The following is a 16,117-nucleotide window of genomic DNA, read 5'->3' on the forward strand; positions in this document are numbered from 1 at the left end:
CGAAGAAAATTGCAGAAACGTCCTATAGGAGGGCTCTATACCCCCGAACGGTCGAAGAAAATTGTAGAAACGTCCTATAGAAAGGCTCTATACCCCTGAACGGTCGAAGAAAATTGCAGACATCCCTATTCAAACAATAGCTTGAATGATAAAAGGAAAAGATTTATACTATAATCAAACGAACATTAGAATGAGATAAAACATACAATATTTTAGCAACTAGTCACATAGAGGGAGGGTTTTTAATGGCTCAAAAAGATACATGTGAAGTTTTTTGTTATAACGAGGAAAAGGTTGAGCAAGTTCAACAAGATTTAAAAGAAGTAGATATTAAAGGCACAGCGATGATGTTAAAAGCAATTGCTGATGAAAAACGAGCTAAAATCGTTTATGCACTTTGCCAAGAGGAAGAGCTATGCGTTTGTGATTTGGCCAATATTATCGGTGCAACTGTAGCGACTACATCGCATCATTTACGGACACTTTATAAGCAAGGTGTTGTTCGCTATCGTAAAGAACACAAACTAGCGTTTTATTCGTTGGACGATGAGCATATTAAACAAATCATGCTCGTAGCAATAGAGCATCAGAAGGAAGTGATGATCAGTGGCTGAGCAATTGAAGGAACATGAAGATAAATCCACATACCGAGTACAAGGTTTTTCGTGTGCGAACTGCGCAGGAAAATTTGAAAACAACGTCAAAAAACTACCAAATGTTGAAGACGCAAAAGTAAACTTCGGCGCTTCTAAGATCTATGTTTATGGCGAAGCGACTATTGAAGAATTAGAAAAAGCGGGTTCATTTGAAAACCTAAAAGTTTCTCCAGATAAACCGCCTAAGCAGTCATCAACAGAAGAAGAGACGAAAGAAGAAAAAGTACCATTTTATAAAAAATATAGTACGGTTCTTTTTTCTGCATTGTTTATGGCGTTCGGGTTTTTATCAATGTACGTCAACGGCAGCGATAACATAGTTACTGCACTGCTCTTTATCGCTTCCATGTTAGTCGGTGGTGTGTCATTACTGAAAACCGGTTTACAAAACTTAGCTCGCTTTGAATTCGATATGCGAACGTTAATGACGATCGCTGTCATCGGTGGTGTCATCATTGGTGAATGGGCGGAAGTGTCCGTCGTCGTTATCTTATTTGCAATCAGTGAAGAATTGGAACGCTTCTCCATGGACCGGGCAAGAAAGTCGATTCAGTCATTGATGGACATTGCGCCGAATAAGGCAATTGTTAAACGGTTCGGTCAGGAAACGACTGTCCATGTCGATGAAATTGTTGTCGGAGATACGATGATTGTAAAACCGGGCCAAAAGATTGCCATGGATGGTGTCATTCTTTCCGGTTCGTCATCCATTAACCAAGCAGCCATTACAGGTGAATCCGTTCCGGTAGAAAAAACAGAAGCTGATGAAGTTTTCGCAGGTACTTTGAATGAGGAAGGGCACCTGGAAGTTAAAGTCACCAAGCTTGTTGATGATACGACTTTGGCAAAAATCATTCATCTCGTTGAAGAAGCACAAGCAGAACGGGCGCCCTCTCAAGCGTTTGTCGATCGTTTTGCGAAGTACTATACACCGATTATCATGGTCATCGCTGCATTGGTTGCCGTCTTGCCGCCGTTATTTTTTGGAGCAAGTTGGGACGCATGGGTCTATCAAGGCTTGGCCGTACTTGTTGTCGGTTGCCCGTGTGCGCTCGTCATCTCAACACCGATTTCCATCGTTTCAGCGATTGGGAATGCCGCAAAACAAGGTGTCCTTGTCAAAGGTGGCATCTACCTAGAAGAGATCGGTGGCTTGAAAGCGATGGCGTTTGATAAGACCGGAACATTGACGAAAGGTGTTCCAGTCGTCACAAACATTGAGCTAATTGACCAAGAAGCGGATGAGAAAGAAGTACTCAAAAAAGTTTCAGCACTTGAAAACCGCTCACAACACCCATTAGCTTCTGCGATTTTGAAAACAGCGGATGAGAAGTTGATTGATTATCAAACGACTGACATTAATGACTTTACATCCATTACCGGAAAAGGTATTCAAGGAGAAATTGACGGAAGTACGTACTATGTCGGTAGTCCAAATCTATTCAACGAGTTAACGATGAATAAATTAGATCCAACGGTAAAAGAAAAAGTGCAAGCACTTCAAAATGAAGGTAAAACCGTCTTGATTGCCGGAACAAAAGAAAAAGTTCAATTAATCTTAGCTGTAGCCGATGAAGTTCGAGAAGCGAGCCAAAGCGTAATCGAAAAACTTCACCGTGCAGGAATTGAAAAAACCGTTATGTTAACAGGTGATAATGCCAATACAGGTCAAGCGATCGGTAAACAAGTCGGTGTAACCGATGTCCGTGCAGAACTGTTGCCTCAAGATAAGTTGGAAGTCATTCGAAGCTTGAGAGATAGCCATAAACAAGTGGCTATGATTGGAGACGGTGTCAACGATGCTCCAGCATTAGCAGCATCAACAGTCGGGATTGCTATGGGAGGCGCAGGAACGGATACTGCACTTGAAACAGCGGATGTTGCGTTAATGGGAGATGACTTAGAAAAACTTCCATTTCTCGTTCGACTAAGTCGCAAAACATTGAACACCATTAAAGGAAACATTACCTTTGCGATCGCCATCAAAGTTGCAGCCCTGCTCCTCGTCATTCCAGGATGGTTAACCTTATGGATTGCTATTCTATCTGACATGGGTGCCACTGTACTGGTTGCATTGAACAGTATGCGCTTGATGCGCGTGAAAGAAAAAGAATAGAAATGCTCTATACCCTCGAGTGGTAGAGAAAAACAGCTGGAAAGTCTTATAGAAGCACTCTATACCCTCGAACGGTAGAGAAAAACTACTGGAAAGTCCTATAGAAGCGCTCTATACCCTCGAACGGTAGAGAAAAACTACTGGAAAGTCCTATAGAAGCGCTCTATACCCTCGAGCGGCTGAGAAAAACAACCAGAAAGTCTTATAGAAGCGCTCTATACCCCCGAGCGGCTGAGAAAAAGTGCCGGAAAGTCTTATAGAAGCGCTCTATACCCTCGAACGGTACAGAAAAACTACTGGAAAGTCCTATAGAAGCGCTCTATACCCCCGAGCGGCTGAGAAAAAGTGCCGGAAAGTCTTATAGAAGCGCTCTATACCCTCGAACGGTAGAGAAAAACTACTGGAAAGTCCTATAGAAGCGCTCTATACCCTCGAATGGCAGAGAAAAAATACTAGAATGTCTTATACAGCACAGAGTACGTCAAAAAAGGCGGCTCTGTGCTTATTTTTTCACTAAAAATACCCCCTATAGGTTTATGTTTTGTCATATGGGGAAATCAATTTATAAACAACTAGGAGGGGTAGAATGAATCCTTACGTAAGATTTGGTTTGATGATTGCAACTTCAACGTTTGTCATGTATTGGTTAATGTACTTAAACGTATTCCAAATCAATCATATATTTTTCAGTGAAATGCGTGTTTATATGGCATTAATCATGGGATCGAGTATGACGGTCATCATGATGCTATTTATGTGGAAGATGCACAAAAAGAAAATATTGAACGTTGTCATTATCGGTGTAGGTGTTCTTGTATTCGGTGTTTCCTTATGGCTCGTTCGTAGTCAGATGATTGTAGATGATACCGATTATATGGAAGCTATGATTCCACATCATTCCATTGCGATATTGACGAGTGAGCGGGCAGAGATTGAAGATCCACGCGTGAAAAAGCTAGCGGCAGAAATTTCACAAACGCAAAAAGAAGAGATTGCATTGATGGAGTCGTTGATCAAAGATATTGAAAAGCATGGTGTCGAAGGAGATAGCGACCAGGAAGAATCATCAGATAAAGATGACGAAGACGAAGACGAAACGAATAATAATTCCTAAAAATAAACTGAAACGTAATGTTTGTTATTTTACCTATGGGGGTATATAATAAAATAAAACTGTCGAATTCCGTGCTCGACCCGTCGAAAAAGCGGATGAAGACATCGAAATCAGTGTCCGACCCGTCGAAAAAGCAGGAGAAGCCGTCGAAAAAGCGGGAGAAGACATCGAATTCGGCGTTCGACCCGTCGAAAAAGCAGATGAAGACATCGAAATCGGCACACGAACCGCCGAAAAACAGGAGAAGACAAGCGTTAAATGTAAGGGTAAGGGGGGGAAACGAGATGGGAATTGTTGAATGGATTATTATTGCGATTGTAATCGCATTTTTGATTAACCGATTTATGCCAGTCAAAGGGATTTCAAATATTGATGTAAACGAAGCAAAGAAAAAAATAAAAGATAAAAAGGTCCAATTCATCGATGTGAGAACGCCGGGAGAATACAAAGCAAATCATGCAAAACCGTTTAAAAATTATCCGCTTTTCAGTTTGAAAAATGATTTATCTTCATTAGACCGAGAAAAAGAAGTTGTCGTCATTTGCCAAAGTGGAATGAGAAGTACAAAAGCGGCAAAGCTATTGAAGAAAAATGGATTTTCTCACGTCTATAATGTTCAAGGCGGAATGAGCAGATGGTAAATCAATAAAAGGAGCTGATCAAAATGTTTCATTATACAGTCGAAACGACAAAGTCAGTTGAAGAAGCAGCAAAAACATTAGAAGAGAGCTTGAAAGAAAAGCAGTTTGGTGTGTTATGGCAGTTTGATGTAAAAGGAACACTAGAGAGTAAAGGCCTCGATTATGAATATCCATTTTTAGTGTTGGAAGTTTGTAATCCAAAGGCAGCACAACAAGTATTGACGACTAATCAAATGGTTGGCTATATGCTTCCTTGTAAGATGGTCGTTTATCAAGATGATAAAGACGGTAAAACGAAAATCGGAATGCCGAAACCAACAGAATTAATGAAAATGGTCGGCGATGATACTATATATGAAACAGCAAAAGATATTGAAAACCAACTAATTGAAGCAATTGAACAAAGTAAATAAAATGAATGATAAGAAAATCACGCTCTATTCCACAACGACATGCCCGGTTTGTGCAATGGTCAGAGATTTGCTGTCGGGGTTATCCGTTGAATACGAAGAAATTTATGTTGATTTGCGTCCGATAACTCGGATGAAATTAGTGAAACAAACGCGTCGATTGACTGTCCCCCAATTAAGTATAGGTGGCGAATGGGTTTCTGGATTCGATCCGATTCGGACGTTGGAAATATTGGGTGTGCGATCAATAAATGATTCAAGATCTGACTGAAAACCGGTGATTCTTAAAAAAGAATTGCCGGTTTTTTAATGGTCTGGGCATAGCCCCCTAATTTTGTTATATTTAAATCACTGTTAATCATGGGGGTGAACGCTTGAACGCATTAAAAAATGTTAATTATATATTGGTCATTCTTGTGATTGTTCTTTTATTTTTCGTACTTGATTTTTTTGCGATCAATATTGGGTTTTATCTAAATACATTTATATTGATGATTTTACGTTTTGCGACAACAATGATCCTTCCTTGGATTGCATTGTATTGGTTGATACGTCTTGTGAAAGCAATTGAGAAACGAAATGATGAATCCAAAGAAGGGTGAGTAAAATGAAAAAAGCAAATCGTCCAATTGAAAGTCCAGACCTACCTCAACAACTGGAAACAACTGAGTTGAATACGCTTGAAGATGCTTCAGAGATTGAAATGGTGCAGATTGACATTATTGCACCAGGAATCGAAGCAGAGCATGTTCGATTTCAAGAATCATATATAAAAGGTGTTCATTTTGATGCAGCAAAACTTCCTCACTCATCTTGGGTTGATGTGATCTTTGAAAACTGTGACTTATCAAATGTGAAGTTGACAAACACGCAAATGAACCGAGTTGAATTCAGGAATTGCAAATTGGTCGGTACAGACTTTGATCGAGCTGACTTACGTGATGTCCGAATGATCGATTGCCAAGCTCCTTACACCTTATTTAATTTAACAAATATGCAAGATGTAGCATTCTCTGACTGCTTACTGAAAAGTGCCAACTTTATAGAATCAGAGTTTTTCAATGTACAATTCGGCTCATCTACGATTGATGACGTGCAATTTACAGGGACTTCATTGAAAGATGTAGACCTCAGCAACTGTGAACTAAGACAAATACATATTCAAAAGGAAGACATAGAAGGAGCAATCGTCTCTGCAGACCAAGCAATCTCATTAATTGAGTTATTTGGTGTGACGGTGAAGGATTAATCTTAAAATTAAAAAGGTAAAGCACTCAATCCAAGTGCTTTACCTTCTATTTTGATAATTACTTATAAATGTAAACTTATAGAAAGTTAGAAACAAGTTGTTCTAACTGTTTTTCGATATCGCTAAATTCATTATTTAAATCCAACGTTTTTATTCCAAAACGATTCCCACTCAAATAAAATTCGTTATCTGGTGTTATTTCTTCCCCAGTCTTTGCGTATAAAAGCATGCCACTTACTCTTCCCGTGTTATTTATGTCCATGTTTTTTACGTAGGTAAATATTTGATAAAGATTATGAGAATGATACTTATCATTACCGTAAAAATTTCTACTCATAGTGTTTTGGTAGTATTTTGTATCAATGATTAATGTTTTATTTCGGAAAGATAATGTGATATCAGTTTTCATTACAGGTAAAAATTCTATTGAGTTGCTACCCGTGTTCCATTGAATGTGCTTCGCTGATGGATTCAACTCAGGATAATGTTTTTGATAATATCCCAAAACAAATTTTTCAAACAAGCTATGCATTTTTTGGTCATCTATAAATTTAGCCAACCGTTGATTACCCTCTTGGTCAGTCATTAACATTCCTTCTATAATCAGATAGCAAATATTTATTAATAGTCTATAAGAGGAATTATTACGATGATATTTAACTTGAGACCAAGGGATATTTCGGTAGTTTATTTCGTCAACATTAGAAAGGTAAAATAATGTTTTCTTTAATTCTTTTTTTCTTTGGGTAGATACCTCTTTATCTCTTAATAAAAGTATTGAGGTAGTTTTTAAGATTCGATTTAAAAGAATGTTCTCAGTGTACTCATCAAATTCACAATTTAACTGTTTATTAAATATAGAGTTTTCTTTTATAGAAAGAGAGACATTTATTTTACCTTTGGGAGAATGAAGAGCTTCTACTTTATTGGTATAGTCTCTGCTTAATCCTTTTTTTATTTGATTGCCGATTCCTTTTGCTAAAATTGCTGCGAAGAGATCGGCTGCATTCTCAAACTCTTCAGTTTGGATTTTTTCATACTCTTCTTTTCTTAAAGACTTAAAAGCATATGCGAGCATATAATAAATATTCTTTACCTTAATCATTTAATGCACCACGTAATTGATTAGACCAATAGTTCACTTTTTCTGGTTCATCAAACCAATATTCATCTAATAGAGGAATTAACTCATGTTCTACGGTCGAATCTAAAGAATCACTAGAATAATTAGTTGAAAGTAAATAACTATGACCTATCTTGAATCCACTACCTAATGATTCATCTTGCGCAATAGCGCTATTTAGGGACTTCACCACTTCAATCAACGAGTTCAATTTATGATTATTTGCTTGTTCGACTATTTTCTTGAATCCATTAGATTCAAATGCAGGTTCTAATCGATAGAATGCAAATCTTCTTCTAAGTGCATAATCAATCATTGCTAAACTTCGGTCCGCAGTATTCATCATTCCGATAATATACAAGTTTTCTGGGACGGAAAATAATTCATTCTCGTAAAGAAGGAGAAGTTCCTCACCACGCTTATCATTCTCAATTAACATCATTAATTCACCAAATATTTTACTGAGGTTTCCACGGTTAATTTCATCAATTATAAAGAAATATTTACGTTCACTGTCAGTCTCTGCTTTTTTACACAAATTATAAAACGCACCCTTTGTTAATTCGAAACCTGTTTCTGTAGGTCGATAACCCATTATAAAGTCTTCATAACTATAACTTTGATGGAACTGAATCATTGATAATCTACTGTCGTCTTTTTCATTCATCATAGAATATGCCAATCGTTTTGCTGCGAAAGTTTTCCCAACACCTGGTGCACCTTGTAAAATAATATTTTTCTTTTCTTCAAGAAGTTTTACAAGCCTATCATAATTTTTTTCGTCTATAAAAACCTCATTAAGAAAATCATCTTTTGTATAAGGCGGATGATCTGTTGCTACTTCGTCTGAATCTCTATCATCTTCATTTATAAACAAATCTTCCAACTTTTGAACATAGTCAATGTAAGGGCTGATATTGGTTAGAGCCTTATTAACTGCTTGTCCTGGATGGTCCCAAACACCGTTATTTAACCATTCTATTTTCCGAATATGCTTAAAATCTTCACGGTCTGAGTCAAAAAAGTATTCCGATTTAACGATTCCACGGCCAATAACTTTAGATCTTCCTTTTTTAGCAAATACTATATCACCCGGTTCCATTTCGTTAGCGAATTGCCAAGTTGCATGGGCAGCATTTGTATAAGTAAATTCTGAACCGTATAGGCTTTTCATAGTTTTTTTCATATCTTCTTTAGATGAAAAATTCTTTAAGTCACCTAGTTTATCCCAACCAATACCTAGAATACCTTTGGAATAAAACTCTTCCCACTTTGAAGCGGCTTTACCAGGGGAATAAATCCAATATTTTCGTTTTGTCTTATTCGCGTAAGTATTCTTATAAGGTGCATTTTCACGTAGTAAGTCTGATGCATTTTGTTGCTCATTTTGAGAATCATTCCAAGCTTTCAAAGATAGTTCCGGAAAGCTTTTAAATGGTGAGTCTTCTTTATTAAATTCATCTTTTAAATAGGAGACTAGGTTTAGATATTGATTTGCATCCGGTACTTTTCGTAATCTCGAGATATTTCTAATCGAGTCACCAAAAATTTCGTTATCTAATAAAAATTGGCGATTTTTCCCATCAAGATTTAGATATGAATTAGGGCGAATCCAATATAAGCCCATAGTAATATTCCATTTAATTCTTAATTGATCTTTTACTTGGTCATACTTGAAAACAAATTTATTTAACTTTGATTCAGATTGATCTTCGGAAAATTGAATAGCAATTTCAAACAAATCCCATAGATTTGAAATATCATTGTTGCCGCGTTCTTTTTTATAAGCAAAAAACCATGACCTAAGATTATTTAATACAGGTATGCCATCAAAATTCTCAGGAGCAGGAGAACTTACGCCAATTTGTGAACCAATTTCATTTGCAATCTTGTAACGATTATTATCCGTTATTCCTTTGTTAAAACTCCCGAAAACAGTAAACGGGCACATATCGTCTATAGGTTCTCCTTTATCGGTAAAAGGATATTTTAAATTCAACTTATCATAAGAGTTTCTAAGTATTCTTAGTAACTCTTGTCTATTATTTTTATAATTTAATAGACGGTCAGCGAACTCCATGTAAAAAGTAATCCAAGGTAATTTGTTACTAGACATATTAACACCTCAATTATTAATTATTAGAAAAATCAGTTCTAACTGCATTATAATTCGTTTACTTCTAAATTTTAAGTATTGAAGATAACGATTTAAATTTTCAACACAATCCTGTCGAAATTCCTAACCGAATCTCAGAATAAAGAAGATATCCAAGGAGCAATCGTTTCTGCAGATCAAGCGATCTCATTGATTGAGTTATTTGGTGTGACGGTGAAGGATTAACTATTGAAAGTATGCTAAACGTTCAAGTCGTCGCTCCGAGTGTTCAAAGTTGGTCTCTGAGCGTTCAAAAAACTCGGCTAACTGTTCAAAGCTGCTCTCTAACTGTTCAAAACATACCGCTAACCGTTCAAAGCAGCGCCTTGACTGTTCAAACCATGCTCTTTACTGTTCAAAATTCCTTTCAGACCGTTCAAACAAGCGCTCTAACACTCAAAATCGAGGCGTATAACATTCATCCTACCAATACCGATTACCTAACATTTAATAATAAATTAATATTAATGTTCGGTTTTTATCCAAATTATCTAAGCTTAACAAAGATAATGTAAGCGTTTCACTCATTTTTTATAAAAAAATCTCGGAAATTACTTGTCAGCACACAGAATAATGTTATACTAAAACCAAACAATTTCATAAGCGTTTTTCATATAATCGCGGGGATATGGCCTGCAAGTTTCTACCGGTTTACCGTAAATAAACCGACTATGAAAAGCACGTACGGTAGCATCTTTTTATTAAGATGCGAGTTACTTTTCGACTTTTTAAGCTCGAAGTACATGCTTTTACATAGGCGTGTAGTTCGAGCTTTTTTAATGTTCGAAAACGTACTGTGTGTTCCAATTTCGTTTTTTCTAGAGATTGGATTATATGAAAAACGTCCAACAACCACTTGAGGGAGGACGTTAATCAATGGAAAGTGTTCAAAACGAAGTGAAAATTACCGAAACGGAACCTAGAAAGAAGGAAAAAGAGCCATCTCCCAACAATGAGAAAATATCAGTCAGTAAATCAGTTTTTGTTGGATTCCAGCACGTGTTAGCGATGGATTTATTTATCCCGCCAATCATCTTAGCTGGACTGCTGTCATTGACAGTTGGGGACACAGCATTGTTGATTCAAATGACGTTTATTGCGTGTGGTCTGGCAACATTAATTCAAGCTGGTTTTGCTATGAAACTTCCTGTGATGCAAGGCCCGTCATTCGTTCCGTTAACTGCACTCGCGGCCATCGGTACGACATCCGGATTAGGTGCAATGATTGGTAGTTTAATTCCAGGGGCAATTCTCATTACATTAATCGGTCGACTGAAGCTATTCAGTAAAGTCGTGAAAAAATTCATTCCACCTATTGTTGCTGGAACGGTTATTGTTGTCGTCGGAATTTCCTTAATGCCAAGTGCAATTAGTTCCGTGTATAATGCTCCAGGAAATGCCAATGTAAATATTATGATTGCCTTTATTTCTGCATCGATTCTGATCGGTTGTATGTATCTTGGTGAGAAAGCGACTGAACGTTTTCGTTTCGTGAAGCTGGCGTCCGTCATTATGGCGCTCGGAATCGGTACAATTATCGCGTCCTTTTATGGTCTCGTCGATTTTTCAACCGTAAAAGATAGTTCATGGTTTGCACTTCCAAGTATTTTTGCCTTTGGTATGCCAACGTTCGAATTAGATGCCGTTTTAATTATGTTGGCCATTTATATGATTATCGTAATTGAAACAACCGGTACGTGGTTCACAGTCGGTGAAGTAACGGATCAGAAACTGGATGACAAGCGATTGAATGGAGGCGCAGTTGGAGAAGGGTTAGGTTGTTTTGCCGGATCATTTTTTGGCGGGACACCTGTGACTGGATATTCCTCTAACGCAGGAATCATTGCCGTGACAGGTATAAAAAGTCGCCGTCCAATTATTGCAGGTGGAGCGATTTTAGTCATTCTTGGTATGATGCCTAAACTAACGAGTATTATTGCAAGTGTTCCTGGTGTTGTCATTAGCGGTGTGTTCGCTGTTCTTTGTGTTGTCATTATGATGAATGGCCTGAAAGTCATTAAAAACGAACCATTTACGGAAAGAAATATGATTGTGATTGGTGTACCGATTATGTTGGCGTTATTCGCAGCTCTAATTCCACAAGACGTGATGAACGGTTTGCCAAATCTGGCTACGTATTTTGTTGCTTCAGGAACAGCGGTCGGTGCCATTGGTGCATTAGTGTTGAATATATTACTACCAGAAAAGTTGGAAGATAAAAAGACAGTTACTGCAAAAGGAGAGATGGAATATGCAACAAGATAGATTATGGAATGATTGGCATCCCGTTTGTAAAGCTGAGGAACTCGGTGACGATCCAAAACAGGTGCACGTATTAGGTGAACGCGTCGTCATTTTCCGGAATGAAAAAGGAGTTCATGCATTCAAGGATTTATGTATTCACCGTGGAGCAGCGCTATCATTAGGAAAAGTCGTCGATGGAAAACTTGTCTGTGCTTATCATGCTTGGGAATACGATGAACAAGGAGCTTGTACAAAAATTCCAGCACTACCTTGCGAACGACCGATTCCGAAAAAAGCTCGTGCTGTAGTTTATCATTGTGAAGAATATATGGGATTGATTTGGGTCTGCCTCGGTGATGAACCAGAAGAACTCATCAACTATCCGGAAGGTGAAGCGGATGGTTACCGAACAATTATTTGTGGACCGTATGAAGTGAATGCCAATGCACCACGAATTATTGAAAACTTTATCGACGTTGCTCATCTTATGTTTGTACACGAAGGCATGTTAGGCGATGCAAATCATGCAGAAGTCGTTGATTACAGTGTAGATTTCGTGGATGGACATTTAACGACGAGTAAAATACCAGTCTATCAACCAAATGCGGACGGTCGCTCAAAAGGTGGCTACACCGACTATGTCTATCAAGTATTACGTCCAACAGTCGCACGATTTACAAAAACGACGGAAGGATCCGATGAAGAGTTTACGATTTTAACCGCAGTCAACCAAGAAGACAATGAAAAAAGTCGTGTATTCATGTTATTGACTCGAAACTATGAACTCGATCAACCAGATGAGCCTTACCGTGAATTTCAAGATACAATCTTCTATCAAGATCTTGATATCGTCGAAAGCCAAAAACCAGAATTGCTTCCATTGGATTTGCAAGCAGAAATGCACTTGAAATCAGACGCACTGACCATTGCTTACCGTCGTTGGTTGTCTGACTTGGGGATTGAGACAGGGACACTTCCATTGGATGAAGAAAAACAAAACCGATTGAAGAAAAAGGCTTCTGTAAAATAGTGGAAAGAAGCTTCCATTCACCTGAATCTGAATGGAAGCTTCTTTAATATTTATTCGACTGGTGCAAAATCTTCAAGAGAATCAATATCCATATAAGATGGAACAGCTAAACCTAGCTTACCACCTTCGATATTTTTGCCGACTTCGACAAATTGACCTTCATACTCTTCAGCCAATGCGCCATGTGTCGTCGGTAACCATGGAGCAAGCGTTACATCGACGTCACCTGATGCAATAGATTCGAATAAAATAGCCGGATCCAGTGATGTGAATTCGACATCGTAGCCATGTTGTTCTAAAACTAGCTTAGCTACGTTCCCTGTGAAAAGCACTTCGTCCCAGAGTGTCGCTCCGACCGTAACTTTTTCACCATTCCCTTTTTCAATTCCTTCTGTCCACTCTGCAACCGTTTCTTCGTTTTCTTCGACCCATTTTTCAGCAAGAACATCCATTTCTAATTCTTCTTCTTGTGAGCGTAAAAGGGTCTCTTCAATTTTATCAATGTCCCAATAGAAGTTCTTGATCACTTCTAGGGCAGCTGGATGGTCCCCTTCAAATCCTAATCTTGTCAGTGTAGCTGCGTAAATCTCTTCACCAAAAATTTCTTTAGGATCTTCTAAGTATTTGATATCCCATTTAGCAAACTTATAGTGTGGAGACCATGCTGTGATCATAATGGGTTCCTCATTCTGAATCGCCGTATCCAACGCGGTTAGCATCGCTCCTGTTGAGGATGTTTGTTGTTCCCATCCTGCTAGACTTTCGTACTCTTCGATCGCTTGGTTATTCAGCTCAGTTTGGCCAGCACCTGGCTCAAGGCCTGTAATCGTATAATCCATTTCTTCACTATATTTAGCACCGATATCCTCACTACCTTCCTCAGTGGAAGCATTCGTTTCATCTTCTCCACATGCAGCCATGAAAAGGACGAAGGATAGCACGGCGAAAATCATTAGTGATTTCATGTTGCTTTGTGACATTTCTTTCTCCCCTTTACTATTTCTTATTGGTAAACGGTTGTATTTTTAAAACAACACACAATTTAAAATTGTAGAACTCTTTGGCGGTTAACTCAAACAGCGAATAAAGCGATTACTATACAAATATAACGCCTAGCGCGTAAAAAGTGTTCCTCAGAACAAAAGAACGATAACTTACTTTATATAACTCGCTTAAATTATGTCAACTGATTATTTGGGGGATACCCTCAAGTGAAATGAAAGAAATCAATGAAAAGTAGTTTATAGTAGCGGTAATGATCGAAAATGTGCTAGACCTAGACATCTTATTTGAAAAAAGGAAGAAAAACTCCGTGAGCGCAATAGTACCTTTATTTTCTTAGCTATGTTAGATGTCATTGCTGATTTTTGTATCGTTGATTCGAACGAAAGGTGTAACACCTGCAAAGAGAAGCCGCCGAATAAACGTATGTAGCCGTTGAAAAAAGGAATGAAGCCGCCGAATAAACGTGAGCAGCCGCTGAAAAAAGGAATGAAGCCGCCGAATAAACGTGAGCAGCCGCTGAAAAAAGAAACTAAGCCGCCGAATAATCGGTCGAAGTCAAAAGGCGGTCGCAAATAGGCATAAGATATAGCTTGGAAAGCCGTTAATTGACCGATCATCTGAAAAAAGAACCTAATGCTTCAATATCTAATCCCGCCCCCTGAATAAATAAATCCAACACTCCAACATATGAGCCCACCAGTAAAATAAATGCTACCAACTCAAGCGTATATACGCCCAGGTCTCGAAAATATGGTTCCGACAACTGTTACGCACAAATAATTATCGAAGCATACCAGTCATCAATTTAATTGTTGTCAGCTGAAGCCGATTTCCGAGAAAAATGGACTAGCTTTCTATTAGAAGATACAATATATGTAACATCCCTAAAGTAGGTGATTTGCTTGTACAAACGTGTCAAAGAAGCTACATATTTAACTGCGGAAAAGGCGTGGAGTTACCGTGCGATTCTCCGTTATTTTTATATACAGCATGAAAAGATGAGGGAATTTCTCTTTCCTGAAGAAATTATGGATTATTTAAAGACTGATGAAGCTTTTTCGGATTATACGATGGAATCGCTGCATCAAGATCTGGATGCACTTGTCAAATGGGGTAATTTAAATGCCCGGCAAGAACATGGAAAATCACGTACGATTGAGGAGTTCAAAAAGAAACGTTTTCGCTACCAATGTACACCTTATACGGTCGAGTTCGAACGGATGTTAGTGAATTTGGAAGGATCAGGCGAGACATTTGGTGGTTCACTCGAACGGACTCAATTCGAACGTCTCTATCAATCCTTGCAAAAAATTGAATCAATCGCCAGCGGTAAAGTAAAAGAGTCGAACGAAGAATGTGCCCAATTGTGGAAAGACCTCACGACGTATTTTCGTCAAATTAACCAAAACACATCCGACTATATGGCGTACCTGAACAGTGAGGAAGTCGAGGAGCAAATGCAGTCGGAAGCATTTTTGGTTTATAAGGATCAGTTTACGATGTATTTGCGCGAATTCATCATTGCTCTGCAAGGAACGGCTTTGCAGATCCAAGATATTTTGACGAAATTATCGACCGACCAACTAAATAGCTTCTTCCATCAAGTCATCGAACATGAAAAGCGCATTTTCCGATTCGAAGAGCAGTCCACAGAACAATCGGAAAATGATCTGTCAGATACCTGGAAGAACATTCGCGCTTGGTTTCTCGGAAATGAGCATGGTGAAAGTGAATATAACATGCTTCAGGAACGGACGAGCGAATCGATCAGAAGAATTACCCGCGTTGTGCAGCGATTGGGCGAGCGTCACCAACACTTCCGAAGTCGCAGGAAAGATTATTTGCACTTGGCAAAGTGGTTCGATCGGCTGGATGACCTAGATGAAGCACACCAGTTATCCTCGGTTGTATTTGGCGTTTTTCATACAAGACATTTTTATATCGATGATCAGGCGACGGATGATATCTATGCGAGTGTCTGGGATGAGCCACCGATGGAGCACATCACAAAGCCCGCCGTCAGACATTACCGGGAACGAACAAAAGCGGGCGCGGTCACAAGCAATAAGGATAAAAAAGAAGCGATGATGCAAAAACATTTAGAACAACGACAACACGAACAACAATTGATCGAAAAATATATCCATTCCAATCAAATCATCGTGAAAGACTTGCCAATGGTAGAAACCCACGTCCGGAAAATTCTCCTTTCTTGGCTCGGAAAAGCAATGGCGAAGAAAAACCGCGTGATAAAAACGGAATTTGGTACACAGGTTCGCGTTGACGTTGGATCTAATCGTGTGATTTTACAATCGGAAGACGGCATATTGGAAATGCCTGAAGTGACATTTCAATTCCTGGAAGGAGCTTAAAT

15 protein-coding genes and 1 riboswitch are annotated in these 16,117 nt (G+C 38.5%); of the genes, 12 read left to right on the forward strand and 3 right to left on the reverse strand.

Features of this window, described 5'->3' with window-relative positions:
* Positions 1-245 precede the first annotated feature (245 nt).
* The 8 genes from FPQ10_RS08720 (at position 246) to FPQ10_RS08755 (ending at position 6,186) form a co-directional block, all read left to right on the forward strand.
* A complete protein-coding gene (locus FPQ10_RS08720) occupies positions 246-614 on the forward strand; it encodes an ArsR/SmtB family transcription factor (protein ID WP_144163065.1) in 369 nt (122 codons plus the stop codon).
* Positions 607-2,772 carry a heavy metal translocating P-type ATPase gene (locus tag FPQ10_RS08725; protein WP_144163067.1) on the forward strand — a complete coding sequence of 722 codons (2,166 nt, stop codon included), beginning with the start codon at positions 607-609 and terminating at the stop codon, positions 2,770-2,772. Before FPQ10_RS08720 ends, FPQ10_RS08725 begins: the two co-directional genes overlap by 8 nt.
* A gap of 586 nt (positions 2,773-3,358) precedes the next feature.
* Positions 3,359-3,886 carry a DUF305 domain-containing protein gene (locus FPQ10_RS08730; protein ID WP_144163069.1) on the forward strand — a complete coding sequence of 176 codons (528 nt, stop codon included), beginning with the start codon at positions 3,359-3,361 and terminating at the stop codon, positions 3,884-3,886.
* Positions 3,887-4,170: 284 nt separating this feature from the next.
* On the forward strand, positions 4,171-4,527 hold the full coding sequence (locus FPQ10_RS08735) for a rhodanese-like domain-containing protein (protein WP_144163071.1): 357 nt from the start codon (positions 4,171-4,173) through the stop codon (positions 4,525-4,527).
* A 23-nt stretch (positions 4,528-4,550) separates the two neighbouring features.
* The gene (locus tag FPQ10_RS08740) at positions 4,551-4,940 is read left to right on the forward strand and encodes a DUF302 domain-containing protein (protein ID WP_144163073.1); all 390 of its coding nucleotides are present in this window, start codon (positions 4,551-4,553) and stop codon (positions 4,938-4,940) included.
* A gap of 1 nt (position 4,941) precedes the next feature.
* Entirely contained in the window at positions 4,942-5,208 is a 267-nt protein-coding gene (locus FPQ10_RS08745; RefSeq protein ID WP_144163075.1) for a glutaredoxin family protein, read from the forward strand.
* A gap of 103 nt (positions 5,209-5,311) precedes the next feature.
* On the forward strand, positions 5,312-5,539 hold the full coding sequence (locus tag FPQ10_RS08750) for a hypothetical protein (RefSeq protein ID WP_255439837.1): 228 nt from the start codon (positions 5,312-5,314) through the stop codon (positions 5,537-5,539).
* A 5-nt stretch (positions 5,540-5,544) separates the two neighbouring features.
* Positions 5,545-6,186: a pentapeptide repeat-containing protein gene (locus FPQ10_RS08755; protein ID WP_144163079.1), complete on the forward strand. Its 642-nt coding sequence runs from the start codon at positions 5,545-5,547 to the stop codon at positions 6,184-6,186.
* Positions 6,187-6,262: 76 nt separating this feature from the next.
* On the opposite strand, the gene mcrC is transcribed toward FPQ10_RS08755, so the two are convergent.
* Together mcrC and FPQ10_RS08765 are read right to left on the reverse strand one after the other, a co-directional pair.
* On the reverse strand, positions 6,263-7,291 hold the full coding sequence (mcrC, locus tag FPQ10_RS08760; protein WP_144163081.1) for a 5-methylcytosine-specific restriction endonuclease system specificity protein McrC: 1,029 nt from the start codon (positions 7,289-7,291) through the stop codon (positions 6,263-6,265).
* Positions 7,284-9,425, reverse strand: a complete 2,142-nt coding sequence (locus tag FPQ10_RS08765; protein WP_255439838.1) for an AAA family ATPase — start codon at positions 9,423-9,425, stop codon at positions 7,284-7,286. The genes mcrC and FPQ10_RS08765 overlap by 8 nt, the downstream gene beginning before the upstream one ends.
* Before the next feature lie 629 nt (positions 9,426-10,054).
* A riboswitch (purine riboswitch) is annotated at positions 10,055-10,156 on the forward strand.
* A gap of 184 nt (positions 10,157-10,340) precedes the next feature.
* On the opposite strand from FPQ10_RS08765, the gene FPQ10_RS08770 reads away from it, so the two are divergent.
* Both FPQ10_RS08770 and FPQ10_RS08775 read left to right on the forward strand, forming a co-directional pair.
* Entirely contained in the window at positions 10,341-11,729 is a 1,389-nt protein-coding gene (locus FPQ10_RS08770; RefSeq protein ID WP_144163083.1) for a uracil-xanthine permease family protein, read from the forward strand.
* Positions 11,716-12,738, forward strand: coding sequence for an aromatic ring-hydroxylating dioxygenase subunit alpha (locus FPQ10_RS08775; RefSeq protein WP_144163085.1), 1,023 nt, complete (start codon positions 11,716-11,718; stop codon positions 12,736-12,738). Before FPQ10_RS08770 ends, FPQ10_RS08775 begins: the two co-directional genes overlap by 14 nt.
* A 50-nt stretch (positions 12,739-12,788) precedes the next feature.
* Here FPQ10_RS08775 and FPQ10_RS08780 read toward each other — a convergent pair whose 3' ends face one another.
* Positions 12,789-13,718, reverse strand: coding sequence for a glycine betaine ABC transporter substrate-binding protein (locus tag FPQ10_RS08780; RefSeq protein WP_255439839.1), 930 nt, complete (start codon positions 13,716-13,718; stop codon positions 12,789-12,791).
* A 457-nt stretch (positions 13,719-14,175) separates the two neighbouring features.
* Here FPQ10_RS08780 and FPQ10_RS13215 point away from each other — a divergent pair, with 457 nt between their 5' ends.
* Both FPQ10_RS13215 and FPQ10_RS08785 read left to right on the forward strand, forming a co-directional pair.
* Positions 14,176-14,319 (forward strand): hypothetical protein, encoded by a 144-nt coding sequence (locus FPQ10_RS13215; protein WP_216687491.1) that lies wholly within the window; start codon positions 14,176-14,178, stop codon positions 14,317-14,319.
* 326 nt (positions 14,320-14,645) lie between these two features.
* On the forward strand, positions 14,646-16,115 hold the full coding sequence (locus FPQ10_RS08785; protein WP_144163087.1) for a TIGR02677 family protein: 1,470 nt from the start codon (positions 14,646-14,648) through the stop codon (positions 16,113-16,115).
* The last annotated feature ends 2 nt before the right edge of the window (positions 16,116-16,117 follow it).

The organism is Allobacillus sp. SKP2-8 (assembly GCF_007559355.1).
In the GTDB taxonomy this organism is placed as follows: domain Bacteria; phylum Bacillota; class Bacilli; order Bacillales; family Alkalibacillaceae; genus Allobacillus; species Allobacillus halotolerans.